The sequence below is a fragment of the Nonomuraea sp. NPDC005692 genome (assembly GCF_040631115.1).
Lineage (GTDB): Bacteria > Actinomycetota > Actinomycetes > Streptosporangiales > Streptosporangiaceae > Nonomuraea.
The window spans coordinates 56,952-71,940 of sequence record NZ_JBEXYU010000027.1; the positions used below are offsets into that span (position 1 = coordinate 56,952).

The following is a 14,989-nucleotide window of genomic DNA, read 5'->3' on the forward strand; positions in this document are numbered from 1 at the left end:
CGGAAATCTGGGGATCTGCCGAGATTTGCCCTTTTTGCGGCTCCTGGGCCGTCACCCGTGACGGCGGCGGGCCCTGAAGGCGGACATCAGGCGGTCGCGCGTGCCGTCGGACAACTTGCGCTCCGGCGGGAGCTCGCGCAGGGCCCGGACGGTCTCGCGGAACTGGTCGAGCTGCCGTGCGCAGTCGGCGCAGGCCGCCGCGTGCGCCTCGAACCCCTCGCGTTCGGGCCGGTCAAGAGCGCCGTCAAGGTAGGCGGTGATGAGTTCCACCAGCTCGTCGCACGTGAACCGCTTCACGACGTTGACCGCCTCACCTCTGCACGTTGAACCGTTTAACCTATTCTGACCGCTTCACGGACTGGTAGTAGCCTTCGAGCCGGTCGCGGACCGTGGCTCTTGCCCGGTGCAGGAGGACCCGTTGGTTGGCGGCCGAGATCTCCAGGATCTCGCAAACCTCCTCGGACGTGCATCCCTCCAGGTCACGCAGGGTGATGACGATCCGCTGCCGGGGCGGCAGCCCGGCCAGCGCCGCGCCGATGAGACCGCGCGCCTCCGAGGCGAGCACCGCGCCCTCCGGCGTCGGGCCGTGCTCCTTCTGGGCCGGCTCGGCGGGCGGCTCGAACGCGCTCCACGGCAGCGTGCGGCTCTCGCGCAGGCCGCGCTTCTTGGCGGTGTTGACCAGGATGCGGTAGACCCACGTCTTGACCGAGGAGCGCCCCTCGAACGCGTCGATGGCGCCGATGACCGCCAGCCACGTGTCCTGCACGACCTCCTCGGCCGAGTCGTCGGTGGAGACGTAGGACCTGGCCGCCCGCAACATCCCCCGCGACCAGGTGTCGAGGAGCGCGGCGAACATCGACTCGTCCCCGGCCCGCAGCGCCGCGACGACGACGTCGTCCGGGGGCAGCCCACCGCCCGCGAAAGGCCCCACGATCGTTTCCTCCCGGTCGAGCGTCGGGGACATCATGACATCGGGCCGCGCGTCGTCCACGCCCGGCCTGCCGCCGGGCCCGTGCGGGACGTCATGCTCCAGGCTAGCCCTCGCCCCCTCGCACCTGAAGATCGCACACCGGTCCGCGCCCGCACGTCGTACGGCGGCACCGATGGGAACCTTCCCCGGCGGAGGCCGTCCAGCCGTGCGGGACCGGGATCGCCGCAGGTCAGTCGCGGTCGTAGTGGCAGACGGCCTCCAGCATGACGCCGTGCGGGTCGAGCCAGAACGCGGCGTGGTAGGGCGGCGGGTACTCGGGGAACTCCCTGGGCTCGTGCAGCACCTCCGAGCCGAGCTCCACCGCCCGCGCGTGCGCCTCGGCCACCGCGGACCGGCTGCGCAGCGCGAACGCCAGATGTTGCAGCCCGGTGCGGTGCCGCGAGTAGTCCCCGGCCTCCTGCGAGGGGTAGAGGAACAGGTACGTGCCCGGCTTGTCGTCCGCCGGCATGTAGCCGATCTCCTCCTCGCTGCTGAAGAACTCCTTGAAGCCGAGGTACGGCAGGAGGGCGTCGTAGTACTCCTTGGCCGCCCGCATGTCGGGGACGTTGATGCCGATATGACCGATCATGCAGGGAGTATCGCGGCCCCGGCGGGCGACGGCAACGTGTCGGTCCCGGCTGTTACGGTCGCGGGCATGGGAAGAGGAGTGCCGCCGTCCGGCGGTGAGAAGGAGAGCCTGCACGCCAGCCTCGACCGCCACCGCGACGTCATCGTCTGGAAGCTTCAGGGCCTGGGCGAGGAGCAGGTCAGGCGGCCGATGACACCGTCCGGCACGTCGCTGCTCGGCATCGTCAAACACCTGGCCGCCGTCGAGTACGGCTGGTTCTGCTCGACGTTCGGCCGCGAGAGCGAGCCGCTGTGGTTCGCCCCCGAGGACGACTTCGCGATCGGCGAACGGGAGACCACCGAGCAGATCGTCGCCTTCTACGGCCGGGCCCGCGCCGCCGCCGACAAGGTGATCTCCGACCTCCCCCTCGACGAGCCCGGCACCTCGTGGGCGGGCCGCCGGGTGACCCTGCGCTGGGTGCTCATCCACATGATCGAGGACACCGTGCGCCACGCGGGCCACATGGACATCCTGCGCGAGCTGATCGACGGCGCCACCGGCGACCATCCCGGCTGACCACCCCGCGCTCCGGTCACAGGGTGGTGGGCAGCACCGCACGTCCGCGCACGCCGGGGTCGGCCGCGAACAGGGCCCCCGCCTCCGGCTGCTCCCGGGCGTCCACCCCGAGCCTCGACGTGGTGACGAACAGCCGGTCGAGGCCGGGGCCGCCGAACGTGACCGCGGTGACCTTGCCGACCGGCAGCCCCACCACGGCGTCGAGCCGCCCGTCGGGGGTGTACCGGTGCACGGCGAACCCCTGCCAGAGCGCCACCCACACCCCGCCCTCGGCGTCGACCGTCAGCCCGTCGGGCGCGCCCCGACCGGGGTCGATCGTCACGAACGGCCTGCGCCCGGTGAGCCCGCCCGCCGGGTCGTGGTCGAGGACGTCCACCCGGCCGGTGGCGGTGTCGGCGTAGTAGGCCAGGCTGCCGTCGGGGCTGAAGTCGAGGCCGTTGGAGACGGTCACGCCGCTGATCACCGGGCTGAGCGCGCCGTCCGGTCCGGCCACGTAGAGTGAGCCGGCTCCGGGGGTCTCGTCGTAGGGCATGCTGCCGATGTAGAAGCGGCCCTCGGGGTCGCAGCCGCCGTCGTTCATGCGCACGCCGGGGTCGCTCCACGCCTGGCCGAGCGGGCGCAGCGGCGCGTCGAGGTCGTCGGAGTCGGCCAGCAGCAGCTCGCGTTCGCCGGCGACCACGTAACCGCCGGACACGCGCGGGCGCAGGGCCGCGGCGACCGCGCCGACGTGCCGCCGCCGCACGCCGCCGGAGTCGTCGAGGGCGAGCACGTCGCCGGCCAGCATGTCCACCCACCGCAGCCCGCCCCAGCGGGCGGACCACACGGGCCCCTCGCCGTGCTCGGCCACCGGCCCGGTCACGGGATACGCCTGCACGCTCATACCGGCCTCCTCGGCCCGATCCTAGCGGCGGACGCGATCATCGTTTCCCGCCCGCGGGCACGGGGGCCTCCAGCGGCTCCGGCGCGGCGCGGTGCCGTACCGGCTGGAGCTGCGCCACCAGGAGGGCGGCGAGCACGATGACGGCGCCGGCCACCTGCGCGAGCGTGAGCCGCTGGCCGAGCACCAGCCAGCCGAGCGCGGTGGCGACCACGGGGCTGAGCAGCCCGAGGAAGGTGACCTTGGTGGCCGACAGCTCGCGGATGCCCCGGAACCACAGGGTGTAGGCCAGGGCCGAGCCGATGATCGCGAGGTAGGCGTACCCGGCGAGGTTCTCGCCGGTCAGGTGGGCGGGCGGCGGCCCCTCGACCAGGAACGTCACCGGGGCGAGCAGCAGGCCGCCGGCCGTCAGCTGCCATCCGGTGGTGGCCAGCAGCGGCGCGGGCGACTTCCAGCGCTTGCTGAGCACGACCCCGACCGCCATCACCACCGCGCCGCCCAGGGCGGCGGCCACGCCCAGCAGGTCGAGCCGGGCGTCGGCGCGCAGCACCAGCAGGCTCACCCCGGCCACGCCCGCCGCCGCGGCGAGCGCGACGCGCCAGGTCAGCCGCTCCCCCAGCAACCCCGCCGACAACAACGCGACCAGCAGCGGCTGGATGGCCCCGACGGTGGCGGCCACCCCTCCGGGCAGCCGGTACGCGCCCACGAACAACAACGCGAAGAACAACCCGATGTTGAGCGCACCGAGCACCAGCGCACGCCACCACCAGTTCCCCTGGGGCAGCCGGCGGGTGATCGCGATCAGGATCAGCCCGGCCGGCAGCGCGCGGATCAACGCGGCCAGCAAGGGGCGGCCGGGCGGGAGCAGTTCGGTCGTGATCAGATAGGTGGTCCCCCAGATGGCGGGGGTGAGGGCGGTCAGCAGAACGGTTCCCGTTCGATTACTTAGCACTAAGACAAATTACCCGAACGCCGACGTTCCGGCCAGGTGATTTTCCTCACCGCTAAGAGACTTGTAGGCTGCGAGGGTGGCTGACCAGGTCGACTACATCCTCAGGCAGTGGCACGCGCAGCGCCCTGACCTGGACGTCTCTCCCATGGCGGTGATCGGGCGGCTGTCGCGGCTGTCCCGGCTGATCGAGGCCGAGCTGGGCCGTACGTTCGCCAGGCACGGGCTCGACCGGGCCTCGTTCGACGTGCTGGCCACGTTGCGGCGCAGCGAGCCGCCCCACCGCTTGACCCCCGCCGCCCTGATGCGCGCCTCCATGGTCACCTCCGGGGCGGTCACCCAGCGGCTCGACCGGCTGGAGTCGCGGGGGCTGGTGCGGCGTACGCCCAGCGACTCCGACGGGCGCGGCGTGCACGTGACGCTCACCGCCGAAGGGCTCGCGCTGATCGACCGCGCGCTGCCGGACCACCTGGCGACCGAGCAGCGGATGTTGTCGGCGCTCACCGGGCAGCGGCGCGACGAGCTGGCCGCCACCCTGCGCGACCTGCTCGAATCCCTCGGCGACAACACCCCCTGACGCGGGCCGCCTGTCCGGCTGCGGACCGAGCCGGCGGGCGGCCATGGGTCGCGCCGGTCATTCCGAGGCGCCGCCCGCCGATCGGGTGGCCAGGGCGAACAGCAGGGCGACGGCCGCCAGCGCCGCGCCGGTCGCGTACGTGAGGGCCGCACCCGACGGCAGCGTGAGCCCGCCGAGCAGCGTGCCCGCGCCGATCCCCGCGTAGATCGCCGAGGAGTTGAGCGAGACCACCAGCGGCGCCTCCACGGGCGCGGCGGCGATGAGCCGGTGCTGCTGCGGCGGCGTCTGGCACCAGCTGCTCGCACCCCACGCCAGGACCAGCACGCCGACCAGCACCGCCGTGCCGCCCACCGGGCCGCCCACCGGGCCGCCCACCGGGCCGCCCACCGGGCCGCCCACCGGGCCGTCCGCCGTGCCATCCGCCGGGCCGGCCGCCGCCGTCCAGGCGAGCAGGCCCAGGCTGACGGCCATGACCAGGTACGCGACCGGCAGCACCCGGTGCGCGCCCCACCGGTCGGTGGCGTACCCGGCGGCCAGGTTGCCGAGGACGGCGCCGAGCCCGTACAGGAACAACATGCCCGCCGTCCCCTCCACGCCGACGGCGCGCAGGGCGGGCACGCTGTAGGCGTACACCGTGTAGCTGCCGGCCATCCCGAGCACGGTGAGCGGCAGGATGGCCCTCACCGCCGGCCGCCTCAGCACGTCCAGCCTGGTGCGCAGCGGCACCCGCGGCGCGCCCGGCAGCACCGGCATGATCGAGTACACCCCGGCGGCGACCGCCAGGCAGGCCACGGCCACCGCCCCCAGCGCGTACCGCCAGCCGAGCCGTTCGCCGGCCAGGTCGCCGAGCGGCACGCCGAGCGCCGTCGCGACCGTCAGCCCGCCCACCACCACGGCCAGCGCCCGCGCCCGCAGCTCGGGCCGCACCAGGACGGCCGCCACCGCGCCCGCGCCCGGCGTGTACGCCGCCGCCCCGGCCGCCGCCAGCACCCGGCTGACCACCAGCACGGGGAACGACGGCGCCAGCGCCGACCCCAGGTTGGCCAGTCCGAGCACGACCAGCGCCGTCACCAGCAGGGCCCGCCGCGGGACCCGCGCGGCGACGGTGGCCAGAACGGGTGACGACACCGCGTACGCGACGGCGAACACCGTCACCGACTGCCCGGCCGCCGCCTCGGTGACCTGCAGCGACGCGGCCAGGTCCGGCAGGAACCCGGCCACCACGAACGCGTCCGTCCCCACGGCGAACGTCCCGAGCGCCAGCACCAGCGTCGGGGCCAGGCCCCGGGACTCCGTCTTATTCGGGACATTCAACATCCCGATTCTCCTTCCAAGTGTGCGCCCGGCGGGCGGGGTCGAGTTCAGCCGCGAAGGCGTTCGTAGTGGCGGCGCGCGCGGTCGGGGGCGTTCGCCGGAGCCGCGTCCATGAGGTCGGCGACCGTCTGGGCGGCCAGCTCGCGCCGCCAGGCCAGCTCGGCCCGGCGCATGGCCGCCGCGACCCCGCACGGGTGCGCGAACTCGCGGGCGGGCGCCTCGGCCCCCGCGCCGCGCTGCCGGATCTCGGTGCACCGGAACGCCTCGTCCGGGCCCTCGACGGCGGCGACGACGTCCATGAGCGTGATCCGGGCGGGCGGCCTGGCCAGCCTGAACCCGCCCTGCGCGCCCGGCACCGAGGTCAGGATGCCCGCGCGGACCAGCGCCTGGAGCCGCTTCTTGAGGTAGACGGGCGGCAGCTCGAACAGCGCCGCCAGCCGTCCGGTGGGCAGCGGGGCCTCGTCCTCCAGCCACGCCAGCACCAGGCAGCAGTGGAGCCCCCACTCGACGCCTTCACCCATGCGCATGAAAGGGGATACTACATGTCCCTTTCAGGTCAGCCGCGGCGGCCCTGCCTGCCACGGGGTCCGGCCCTGCCGCGCCGGGCGCGCGGCTCCGGTTCGGCGGCGCCGGCCGTCCAGTGGGCGGGGCGGGTCAGGGCGGCGGGCAGTTTCGTGGCGGGGGTGCCCTTGGCGGCGTTGACCTGGGCCTGGGTGAGGAAGACGCAGCCGGTGAGGTCGGCCCCGGACAGGTCGGCGCCCCGCAGGTCGGCGCCGATCAGGTCGGCCAGGCGCAGGTCGGCCCCGCGCAGGTTCGCGCCGATGAGGTAGGCGCCGCGCAGGTTGGCCGCGCGCAGGTCGGCGCCCTTGAGGTTGGCGCCGATCAGGTCGGCGCCGCGGTGCTCCCTGCCCCGCCGACCGGCCCTGACCAGCTCGCTCGTACGCAGCAGCAGCGTGTTGACCTCCGCCCGGCAGGCGGCCACGTCGAGCCGCTCCAGGACGCCGGGGCTCTCCCGGGTCAGGCGCTCGGTCGCCTCGTACGCCGCCCGCAGCTCGGGGGCGATCTCCGCGGCGGCGTCGAGGGTCAGCGCCTCGGCGAGGTACCACAGCAGCTCGTGGAGCTGCCGCATGACCGGGAACACGGCGAACATCTGCCCGGACGTCTCGGGCGCGGCGCGCCAGTCGCGGCCCTCGAAGGTGACCTGGGAGACCTTCTGCCCGGCGCCGAAGCAGTCGAAGACGGTGCAGCCGGGGAAGCCGCGCTGCCGGAGCTCGGCGTGGATGCCGCAGCGGAAGTCGTCGCGCAAGTTGACGCAGGGGCGGCCGGCGTCTTTGGCGACGGCGAAGTCGGCGGAGGCGGCGAACGGCAGGGCCACGCAGCACAGGCCGAAACAGCTCTCGCAGTCGGCCAGCAGGCCGAGCTCGCGCGGGGTCCTCTCGGGCAACGCTCTCCTTGTCACGACGGGGTGTGCCCAGGGTACCGGCGGGGTCAGGGCCGCACGTACGGCGTGGTCGTGGTCAGCGGGACGAACCCGAGCCCGAGCAGGATCGGCCGGCTCTGGCCGGAGGCGTCGACCTGGAGATAGTCGTAGCCACGCGCGGCGGCCCGCCGGGCCCGCCAGGCGACCAGCGCCCGGTAGAGCCCGCGCCCCCGCCACTCCGGCACGGTGCCGCCGCCCCACAACCCGGCGAAGCTCGTGCCCGGGGACAGGTCGAGCCGGGCCGCGCTGACCGCCCGCCCGCCGGCCACCGCGAGGACGGGGACGACGGTGTCGTCGGCCAGGCGGGCCAGCAGATGGTCGCGCAGCCGGCGGCCGCCGGTGCCGAAGGCCTGCTCGTGCACCTCGACCAGCGACCGCACGCCCGCCGCGTCGGTGACCGGCACCAGACTCACGCCGTCGGGCGGCGCCACCTCGGTGTCGAGGTCGGCGACCCGGGCGACCATCACGGTCTCGGCGGGTTCGGCGGCGAACCCGGCGGCCAGGAGCCGGTCGGCCAGGTCGGCCGGCCGGTCGTGGGCGTACAGCTTCCACTCGAAGCCCAGGCCGAGGTCGCCGAAGAAGCGCACCTGGCGGGCGACGGCCGCGTCGGCGCCCTCCTCGTCGAGGCCGGACCACAGGACGCCGTTCCACGCGTGCGCGGGGCCGACCTGGCGGACGACGTCGGCGTCCCGCTCGACCCTGACGTCCGGCCCGTCGGGGCGCGCCTCCCGCCGCATCTGCCGGTCGAACAGCGCCAGCACCTCGTCATGATCCATCCCGCCGGGCCTGGTCACTCGGCGCCCGGCCAGTCGTCGCCCCAGTCGACGTCCCGGGCCAGCCGGTACAGCTCGCCCTGCCGCTTGGAGACGACCACGTCGTGCACGCCCTCGTCGGCGGTGCACAGCCGCAGCGACACCAGGCCCTTGCGCTTCTGCGGGTGGCGCAGGACGCGTGCCGCCGCCCGCGGCCACTGCCCCCGCACGGCGGCCACGTAGGAGAACTTCTCGTCCTCGAAGCCGAGCGTGCCGGACTTGACGCGGCGGTGCAGGGTGGTGCGCGGCAGGCGTACGGAGAAGTGGCACCAGTCGCGGCCCGGCTGGATCGGGCAGGGGCCGTCGTGCGGGCAGGGGGCGACGACGGTCAGGCCGCACCCGGTCAGCGCCTCGCGGGCGGTGACGATGTTGGCGTAGCCGGCGGGGGTGCCGGGCTCGATGACGATCACCATCGTCGCGTCCGCGGCCAGCCAGCGCACGACGTCGGCGTGGCGCTGCGCGGGCAGCTCGTTGAGGGCGTACGACATGGTGACCAGGTCGGCGGCGGGCCGGTCGAGCCCCGGGTCGATCGAGGCGCGCCGCCAGGTGACGTCGCGTACGGGCGCGGTCCTGGCCAGCCGCCGGCCGAGCTCGATGATCTGGGGGTCGTGCTCGACGACGGTGACCCGCTCCAGCGAGGGCCAGACCGGCCCGGCCGCCCAGACCGCCGCGCCGGTGCCGCCGCCCACGTCGAGCTGGGTCCGCGGCGCGAAGCCGGGGGTCATCGCGGCGGCCATGCGCATGGCCGTGCCCGCGGCGGCGTACGTGGCGGGCATGCGGTAGGCGGCGTAGGCCGCGATGTCGGCCGGGGTGCGCAGGTGCGGCGCGGCGGCGGACGGGCCGGTGCGGTAGCGCTCGGTGAGCTGTTCCGTCGCGCGGGACAGGTCGTGCGGCGCGAAGCGGGCCAGGGCCGAGTCCAGGGCGGTCCTGAGCTCGTCGGGAAGCATGGTCATCGTGTGGTCCTGGCGGTCGGTCGGGGTCGGGGACGGGGCGGGCGACCGCTGCCAGGCGAGGAACGACGCCTCTGACCTGTCCGGCGATGTCGCGACGCAGCGTACCAAGCGGGCGGGCCGCGGCGGCATCGGAGCTCAGAGCTGCACCGGTGTTTCCAGAGTGCGGCCCGCGGCGGCATCGGAGCTCAGCCGGGGGCCGGGGGCCGGAACAGGCGCCAGAACGACTGGGCCGCGGCGGCGTCACGGCGGCCGCCGCACACCCAGTGCGTGATCACGCCGATGAGCGCCCCGGCCAAGAAGGCGGCGTGCACGTCGGCGGGCACGTCCGCGAACCCCGCCGGGCGGCTGCCCGCGGCGAAGCGGCCGGTCAGCTCCTCGGTGAGCCGCTCGCGCATCCGGGCGGCGAAGCGGGCGCTGCCCTGGCCGCCCAGCATGCGCTCGTACAGGGTGGCGTTGGCGGCCACGTGGTCGAACAGCTCCGCCAGCGGGGCCGGCGGCCGGTCGCGGGGGGCGTCGAGCGGACACAGGGCCGCCGCCCGCGCCACGGCGGTGACGGCGTCCTCCATGGCGTCGGTGACCAGCGCGTCGACGTCCGGATAGTGCAGGTAGATGGTGGCGCGGTTGACCTCGGCGTGCTGGGCCAGCGCCGACATGGTGATGCTGCCCAGCTCCTGCCGGGCGGCCAGCTCCAGCACGGCGGCCTTGAGACGGGCGCGCGTACGCCGCGCGCGCGGATCATCCGGGTTCACGCCGCCACTATACGACACCTGTTGACTAATCGACAGTTGTCGCATAGATTGCCGGTCATGCGAATCGAAGTCTGGGCGGACATGGTCTGCGGATGGGCCCACATCGGGAAGCGGCGGCTGGAGAAGGCCCTCGCCTCCTGGGCGGGTGAGCCGGTCGAGGTGGTCTGGCGGCCGTTCCAGATCGATCCGTCGGCGCCGGCCAAGGCCGAGCCGCTGGCGGAGGTGCTGAGCGACCCCATGGTCGAGGAGGCGCTCCAGGTCTGCTCGCCCGGCCTGTCCCCGGCCGAGAACCGGGTGCGGGTGGCCGGCCTCGCCGCCGACGAAGGGCTCGGGCAGCAGTGGGGCGCGGCCTGGCGGCCCAACACGCTGGAGGCGCACCGGCTGATCGCCGTGGCGTACGAGACGGGCGGCGCGGCGCTGCAGTCGGCCGTGGTCGAGCGGGTGTTGTCGGCACACTTCGTCGAGACCCTCGACATCGGCGACCCGGCCGTGTTGTCGGCGATCGCCGCCGACACCGGGGTGCCGTGGGACGGCTGGGGCGCCGACCTGGTGCGCGAGCTGCTGCTCACGGGCAAGGCCAAGGGCGTGCGCACGTCGCCGACCATCGTGGCGGGCGGCCGCGCCCTGGCCGGCGCCCAGCCGCCGGACGTGATCAGGGACTTCCTGGCCGACGCCGCCGGTCACCCGGTCCGGCGGCTGCCCGCCGAGGTGGAGCGCCTGCGCCACGCCGAGTCGCTGCTCGACCAGCGCGACCCGCTCGGCGCGCTCACGCTGCTGCGCCCGCTGCTCGACGAGCACGGCGCGGATCGCGGGGTGCGGCTGCTGGCGGCCCGCGCGTACTTCGCCTCGGCCCAGCTCGGCCGGGCGCGTACGGCCCTGGAGAGCCTGGTCGCCGAGGCGCCCGACGACTCCTACGCCCGCCACCTCCTCGGCCGTACCCTGCACCGCCAGGGCCACCCTGAGCAGGCCGCCCCCCACCTGACCCTGGCCGCGGTCATGACCCCCGACTACGCCTGACGCTGAGCCCGTGGCGAACGCGACCCGCTCCCGCACCCCCGCGGGAGTAGGTTGCGGGGATGAGGATCGCCTATGACCAGGCCGGGCCCGCGTCGGGCGACGCCGTCGTGCTGGTCCATGCCGGGGTGGCCGATCGGCGCATGTGGGAGCACCAGTTCGCGGCGCTGTCGCGGCGTCATCGGGTGATCCGCTACGACCGGCGCGGCCACGGCGGGTCCGGTGACGCCGAGGGCGAGGTGTGCCACCACGAAGACCTGCTGGAGCTGATGGACACGCTGGAGGTCGGGCGGGCGGCGCTGGTCGGCTGCTCGATGGGCGGCGCGTACGCCGTGGAGGTCGCCCTGGCCGCGCCCGGCCGGGTGGCGGCCCTGGCGTTGATCGGTTCCGGCCTGGCCGGCCACCGGTGGCCGGCGGAGATGCTGGCGCAGGCCCGCGAACGCGTGCACACCTCGGTGCCCGCCGACCGGCTGGCCCGCTACCGCGAGGGCGGGGCGACCGGCGTCGATCCGCGTGACGTGCGGGCGATGGCGGAGGCCCACACGGCCTGGCAGGTCGCCGGGCCAGGCCGGAGCCGCGACGCGCTGCCCGGCCCGGTGTGGGAGGCGGCGGTGGAGATGTGCGCCCTGGTGTTCCAGCGGTCCTGGACCGGGCCCAGGTCGTCGGAGCGGTTCCTGTCCCCGCCGGCCGTCGGGCGGCTGCGCGAGGTCGCCGCGCCCACGCTGGTGATCAACGGCTTGTCGGACGTGCCGGGCATCCAGGAGGTGTCGGACATCCTGACGGCGGGCATTCCGGGCGCGCGCCGCCTCGACCTGCCCGAGACCGGCCACCTGGCGCCCCTCGAACGCCCCGAAGAGGTGACGGCGGCGTTGACGTCGTTCCTCGCGGAGGTCTTCCCCCGCCCCTGACGCTCCCGCGACCAGCGACCGTTCAGCGGCCGTTCAGCGGCCGGGCTCCAGGCGGCCCCAGGTGCGGCCGGTACGGGCGGTGTCCTCGGCCAGGATCTCCCCGATGGCCGCGGCCAGCAGGTCGCGGTGGCGCGCGGGCAGGCCGGCGGCCAGCGTCTCCAGGCGGGCCGCCACCCCGTCGTGGGCGCGCACCGCGATCTCCGCGCCCGCCGGGGTCAGCTCGATCAGACAGGCGCGGCGGTCACGCGCGTCGCGCACCCGGGCCACCAGCCCGCGCTTCTCGGCGCGGTCGACGAGCCCGGTCAGGCTCGACTTCTCCAGACGCAGCGCCCGGGTCAGCCCGGTCATCCCGATGGGCCCGCCGACCAGCAGGCACAGGAGCTGGGCCTGCTGCGGGGTCAGGTCGTGCTCCCTGCTGACCTCGCCGTAGACCTGCTCGACCAGGTGCGCCAGGCGGACGAGCGCCTCGGTGAGGCTCAGACCCGGGGCTTCGGTGGCGACCATGCGACCAGTGTAATTGACAGTAGTTGGCGACACGAACTAAATTTACTTCGCGACACCAACAGTTCGCACAACCAACCAATGGGTGAGCCCCTCATGCCCGACTACGGTCACGACCTGCAGTTCAGCGCCAACCTCGTCCCGGCCGCCGGGCAGGCGGACGAGGTCGTGGCCCTCGCCCAGCTCGCCGAGCGCGCCGGGCTGGACCTGGTGACCTTCCAGGACCACCCCTACCAGCCCGCCCTCCTCGACACCTGGACGCTGCTCAGCTTCGTCGCCGCGCGCACCGAGCGCATCCGGCTGGCCGGCAACGTGCACCCGCTGCCGCTGCGCCCGCCGGCCGTGCTCGCCCAGGCGGCGGCCAGCCTCGACCTGCTCAGCCACGGCCGGTTCGAGCTGGCGCTCGGCGCGGGCGGCTACCGGGACGCCATCGAGGCCATGGGCGGCCCCCGGCACACCCCGTCCGAGGCCGTGGCCGCGCTGGAGGAGGGCATCGGGATCATCCGCGCGGTCTGGGACACCGGCACGCGCGGCGGCGTCCACCACCGCGGCGAGCACTACCGGGTGGACGGGCTCAAGCGCGGCCCGCGACCGGCCCACGACATCGGGATCTGGCTCGGGGCCTACAAGCCGCGCATGCTCCGGCTCACCGGGCGGCTGGCCGACGGCTGGCTGCCCTCGCTCCCCTGCTTCCAGGACGTCGCCGCCCTCGGCGAGGGCAACGCCGTCATCGACGAGGCCGCGCTGGAGGCCGGGCGGTCGCCGTCCGACGTGCGGCGGCTGCTCAACCTGGGCGGCCCGCTGCCCGCCGCGCAGCTCGCCGAGCTCGCGCTCGTCCACGGGGTGAGCGTCTTCATCCTCATGTCCGGCGATCCGCGGGAGATCGAGCGCTTCGCCGCCGAGACCGCCCCGGCCGTACGGGAGCTGGTCGCCGCCGGACGCGGGCACTCACCGGAACCGGAGCCCGCCACCGGAACGCGCGCCGCGATCCAGGTCTGGGACGAGGCCACCAGGCCCACCGCGCCCGACCCCGACCCCGGCCGCCGGTACACCCCGGCGGAGCAGGCCGCCGGGCAGCACCTCGTGGACGTGCACGACCACCTGCGCGCCGAGCTGGCCCAGCTCCGCGACCTCGTCGAGCAGGTGGCCGCGGGCACGATCGACGCGGGGGCGGCCCGTTCGCAGATCGCGACCATGACGATGCGGCAGAACAACTGGACGCTGGGGGCGTACTGCGAGTCGTACTGCAGGCTGGTCACCATGCACCACACCGGCGAGGACAGCATGGTCTTCCCGAAGCTGCGCCGCGCCGAACCGGGGCTCGCGCCCGTCCTGGACCGGCTGCAGGAGGAGCACGAGGCGATCCACAAGATCATCGAACGGGTGGACCGGACGCTGGTCGCCTTCGTCGGCGAGCCCGGCGGCCTGGGCGACCTGCGGGCCGCCGTCGACCTGCTCAGCGACGCGCTGCTGTCCCACCTGTCGTACGAGGAGCGGGAGCTGGTGCCGCCGCTGTCGAGGCACGGCTTCTGACGGCACGGCTTCCGGCAACGGGATGGCGGGGGGCCGGGAAGGCGTGCCGGCGGGCGGCGGCCACGACCGCGAGGGCGGCGACCGCCACCGGGAGGGCGGTCCACGGCAGCGCGCCCGCCCCCGCGCCCTCCAGCACCAGCCCTCCGGCGAGCGACCCGGCCGCGATGCCCGCGTTGTAGACGGTGGTCTGCATCGACGTGGCCACGTCGGCGTTCTCCGGGCCCGAGGCCGTGACCAGCGCGGTCTGCAGCAGCGTCGGCGCTCCCCCGAACGCCGCGCCCCACAACGCGACCGCGCCCAGCAGCACCCCGGCGGACCCGGCGTACAGGCCGAGGGCCGTCATGGACGCGGCCACCGCGGCCAGCACCGCGAGCAGGGTCGCCCGCGGGCGCCGGTCGATCACCGCGCCGACCACCCAGATGCCCGCCACCGTGGCCACGCCGAACACCAGCAGCACGGTCCCCGGCCGGTCGAACCCCGCCCGCTCCGCGAACAGCGCCAGGTACGTGTACATCGCCTGGTGCCCCAGCAGCACCAGCGCCGTCACCGACAACACGGTCCTGACGCCAGGGACGACCGCGACCCGCCGCAACGGCACCCGCCGTGCCGCCGGCTCGCCGGGGAAGGGCGGCACCTTCCACAGGACCCAGCCCACCAGAATCACCGCCACCGCCGACAGCGACCCGAACGCCGCCCGCCATCCGACGGCCGCCGCGAGCTGCGTCCCCGCCGGGATGCCGGCGCACAGCGCCACCGTGATCCCGGCCGAGACGATCGCGATGGCCCTCCCGCGGCGCTCGGCGGGGACCATGCGGGCGGCGTACCCGACGAGCATGGCCCACAGGACGCCGCCCATCGCCCCCGCGCCCACCCGCGCCGCGAACGTCACCGCGTACGACGACGACACCGCCGTGACCGCGTTGAGCAGCGCGAACCCGAGCAGCGCGGCCACCAGCACCTGCCGCCTGGGCAGTCCGCGCAGCAACGCGGTCAGCGGGATCGCGGCCAGGAAGGAGGCGACCGCGTAGGCGGTCACCAGGAACCCGGCCGTTCCCTCCGGCACGCCGAGGGCGACGGCGAGCTGCGGCAGCAGGCCCGCCGGGAGGAGTTCGGTCATGACGGCCGTGAACGCCGCCGTGAACAGCGCGAGCAGCCCCGCCCACGGGAGTTTCGCAGGAGACATGCCGCCTATGCTGAAACCTTCACAT

18 protein-coding genes are annotated in these 14,989 nt (G+C 74.8%); 5 read left to right on the top strand and 13 right to left on the bottom strand.

Features of this window, described 5'->3' with window-relative positions; genetic code table 11:
* Nucleotides 1-51 precede the first annotated feature (51 nt).
* The 3 genes from ABZ459_RS38640 to ABZ459_RS38650 all read right to left on the bottom strand — a co-directional run bounded on the left by ABZ459_RS38640 (nucleotide 52) and on the right by ABZ459_RS38650 (nucleotide 1,559).
* Nucleotides 52-297 (bottom strand): zf-HC2 domain-containing protein, encoded by a 246-nt coding sequence (locus ABZ459_RS38640; RefSeq protein ID WP_357981467.1) that lies wholly within the window; start codon nucleotides 295-297, stop codon nucleotides 52-54.
* A 40-nt stretch (nucleotides 298-337) separates the two neighbouring features.
* A complete protein-coding gene (locus ABZ459_RS38645; protein ID WP_357981470.1) occupies nucleotides 338-931 on the bottom strand; it encodes a sigma-70 family RNA polymerase sigma factor in 594 nt (197 codons plus the stop codon).
* Nucleotides 932-1,160: 229 nt separating this feature from the next.
* Nucleotides 1,161-1,559: a VOC family protein gene (locus ABZ459_RS38650; protein ID WP_357981472.1), complete on the bottom strand. Its 399-nt coding sequence runs from the start codon at nucleotides 1,557-1,559 to the stop codon at nucleotides 1,161-1,163.
* Nucleotides 1,560-1,625: 66 nt separating this feature from the next.
* Here ABZ459_RS38650 and ABZ459_RS38655 point away from each other — a divergent pair, with 66 nt between their 5' ends.
* On the top strand, nucleotides 1,626-2,114 hold the full coding sequence (locus tag ABZ459_RS38655; protein ID WP_357981475.1) for a DinB family protein: 489 nt from the start codon (nucleotides 1,626-1,628) through the stop codon (nucleotides 2,112-2,114).
* Nucleotides 2,115-2,130: 16 nt separating this feature from the next.
* On the opposite strand, the gene ABZ459_RS38660 is transcribed toward ABZ459_RS38655, so the two are convergent.
* Nucleotides 2,131-2,994 carry an SMP-30/gluconolactonase/LRE family protein gene (locus ABZ459_RS38660; RefSeq protein ID WP_357981478.1) on the bottom strand — a complete coding sequence of 288 codons (864 nt, stop codon included), beginning with the start codon at nucleotides 2,992-2,994 and terminating at the stop codon, nucleotides 2,131-2,133.
* Between the two features lie 37 nt (nucleotides 2,995-3,031).
* Entirely contained in the window at nucleotides 3,032-3,943 is a 912-nt protein-coding gene (locus ABZ459_RS38665) for an EamA family transporter (RefSeq protein ID WP_357981480.1), read from the bottom strand.
* A 76-nt stretch (nucleotides 3,944-4,019) separates the two neighbouring features.
* Here ABZ459_RS38665 and ABZ459_RS38670 point away from each other — a divergent pair, with 76 nt between their 5' ends.
* Nucleotides 4,020-4,517 (top strand): MarR family transcriptional regulator, encoded by a 498-nt coding sequence (locus tag ABZ459_RS38670; RefSeq protein WP_357981483.1) that lies wholly within the window; start codon nucleotides 4,020-4,022, stop codon nucleotides 4,515-4,517.
* 57 nt (nucleotides 4,518-4,574) lie between these two features.
* On the opposite strand, the gene ABZ459_RS38675 is transcribed toward ABZ459_RS38670, so the two are convergent.
* The 6 genes from ABZ459_RS38675 to ABZ459_RS38700 all read right to left on the bottom strand — a co-directional run bounded on the left by ABZ459_RS38675 (nucleotide 4,575) and on the right by ABZ459_RS38700 (nucleotide 9,825).
* Nucleotides 4,575-5,834, bottom strand: coding sequence for an MFS transporter (locus tag ABZ459_RS38675; RefSeq protein ID WP_357981485.1), 1,260 nt, complete (start codon nucleotides 5,832-5,834; stop codon nucleotides 4,575-4,577).
* 44 nt (nucleotides 5,835-5,878) lie between these two features.
* Entirely contained in the window at nucleotides 5,879-6,358 is a 480-nt protein-coding gene (locus tag ABZ459_RS38680) for an Rrf2 family transcriptional regulator (RefSeq protein ID WP_357981488.1), read from the bottom strand.
* Between the two features lie 29 nt (nucleotides 6,359-6,387).
* Nucleotides 6,388-7,275 carry a pentapeptide repeat-containing protein gene (locus ABZ459_RS38685; RefSeq protein WP_357981491.1) on the bottom strand — a complete coding sequence of 296 codons (888 nt, stop codon included), beginning with the start codon at nucleotides 7,273-7,275 and terminating at the stop codon, nucleotides 6,388-6,390.
* 44 nt (nucleotides 7,276-7,319) lie between these two features.
* A complete protein-coding gene (locus ABZ459_RS38690) occupies nucleotides 7,320-8,087 on the bottom strand; it encodes a GNAT family N-acetyltransferase (protein ID WP_357981493.1) in 768 nt (255 codons plus the stop codon).
* A 14-nt stretch (nucleotides 8,088-8,101) separates the two neighbouring features.
* Nucleotides 8,102-9,076: a small ribosomal subunit Rsm22 family protein gene (locus ABZ459_RS38695; RefSeq protein WP_357981495.1), complete on the bottom strand. Its 975-nt coding sequence runs from the start codon at nucleotides 9,074-9,076 to the stop codon at nucleotides 8,102-8,104.
* 185 nt (nucleotides 9,077-9,261) lie between these two features.
* Complete coding sequence (locus tag ABZ459_RS38700) at nucleotides 9,262-9,825, bottom strand: TetR/AcrR family transcriptional regulator (protein WP_357981497.1); 564 nt, start codon at nucleotides 9,823-9,825, stop codon at nucleotides 9,262-9,264.
* A gap of 57 nt (nucleotides 9,826-9,882) precedes the next feature.
* On the opposite strand from ABZ459_RS38700, the gene ABZ459_RS38705 reads away from it, so the two are divergent.
* On the top strand, nucleotides 9,883-10,842 hold the full coding sequence (locus ABZ459_RS38705) for a DsbA family protein (protein ID WP_357981501.1): 960 nt from the start codon (nucleotides 9,883-9,885) through the stop codon (nucleotides 10,840-10,842).
* Between the two features lie 59 nt (nucleotides 10,843-10,901).
* A complete protein-coding gene (locus tag ABZ459_RS38710; protein WP_357981504.1) occupies nucleotides 10,902-11,747 on the top strand; it encodes an alpha/beta fold hydrolase in 846 nt (281 codons plus the stop codon).
* A gap of 33 nt (nucleotides 11,748-11,780) precedes the next feature.
* On the opposite strand, the gene ABZ459_RS38715 is transcribed toward ABZ459_RS38710, so the two are convergent.
* A complete protein-coding gene (locus tag ABZ459_RS38715; RefSeq protein WP_357981507.1) occupies nucleotides 11,781-12,251 on the bottom strand; it encodes a MarR family transcriptional regulator in 471 nt (156 codons plus the stop codon).
* A gap of 78 nt (nucleotides 12,252-12,329) precedes the next feature.
* On the opposite strand from ABZ459_RS38715, the gene ABZ459_RS38720 reads away from it, so the two are divergent.
* Entirely contained in the window at nucleotides 12,330-13,781 is a 1,452-nt protein-coding gene (locus ABZ459_RS38720) for an LLM class flavin-dependent oxidoreductase (RefSeq protein WP_357981510.1), read from the top strand.
* On the opposite strand, the gene ABZ459_RS38725 is transcribed toward ABZ459_RS38720, so the two are convergent.
* Complete coding sequence (locus ABZ459_RS38725) at nucleotides 13,705-14,964, bottom strand: MFS transporter (RefSeq protein ID WP_357981513.1); 1,260 nt, start codon at nucleotides 14,962-14,964, stop codon at nucleotides 13,705-13,707. The genes ABZ459_RS38720 and ABZ459_RS38725 overlap by 77 nt on opposite strands.
* Nucleotides 14,965-14,989: the final 25 nt, after the last annotated feature.

Excerpts from the sequence above, each read along its gene's own strand:
- ABZ459_RS38650 (WP_357981472.1), bottom strand. The coding sequence starts at position 1,559 with ATGATCGGTCATATCGGCATCAACGTCCCCGACATGCGGGCGGCCAAG.
- ABZ459_RS38725 (WP_357981513.1), bottom strand. The coding sequence starts at position 14,964 with ATGTCTCCTGCGAAACTCCCGTGGGCGGGGCTGCTCGCGCTGTTCACG.
- ABZ459_RS38675 (WP_357981485.1), bottom strand. The coding sequence starts at position 5,834 with ATGTTGAATGTCCCGAATAAGACGGAGTCCCGGGGCCTGGCCCCGACG.
- ABZ459_RS38695 (WP_357981495.1), bottom strand. The coding sequence starts at position 9,076 with ATGACCATGCTTCCCGACGAGCTCAGGACCGCCCTGGACTCGGCCCTG.
- ABZ459_RS38680 (WP_357981488.1), bottom strand. The coding sequence starts at position 6,358 with ATGCGCATGGGTGAAGGCGTCGAGTGGGGGCTCCACTGCTGCCTGGTG.
- ABZ459_RS38690 (WP_357981493.1), bottom strand. The coding sequence starts at position 8,087 with ATGGATCATGACGAGGTGCTGGCGCTGTTCGACCGGCAGATGCGGCGG.
- ABZ459_RS38705 (WP_357981501.1), top strand. The coding sequence starts at position 9,883 with ATGCGAATCGAAGTCTGGGCGGACATGGTCTGCGGATGGGCCCACATC.
- ABZ459_RS38715 (WP_357981507.1), bottom strand. The coding sequence starts at position 12,251 with ATGGTCGCCACCGAAGCCCCGGGTCTGAGCCTCACCGAGGCGCTCGTC.
- ABZ459_RS38710 (WP_357981504.1), top strand. The coding sequence starts at position 10,902 with ATGAGGATCGCCTATGACCAGGCCGGGCCCGCGTCGGGCGACGCCGTC.
- ABZ459_RS38655 (WP_357981475.1), top strand. The coding sequence starts at position 1,626 with ATGGGAAGAGGAGTGCCGCCGTCCGGCGGTGAGAAGGAGAGCCTGCAC.
- ABZ459_RS38660 (WP_357981478.1), bottom strand. The coding sequence starts at position 2,994 with ATGAGCGTGCAGGCGTATCCCGTGACCGGGCCGGTGGCCGAGCACGGC.
- ABZ459_RS38720 (WP_357981510.1), top strand. The coding sequence starts at position 12,330 with ATGGGTGAGCCCCTCATGCCCGACTACGGTCACGACCTGCAGTTCAGC.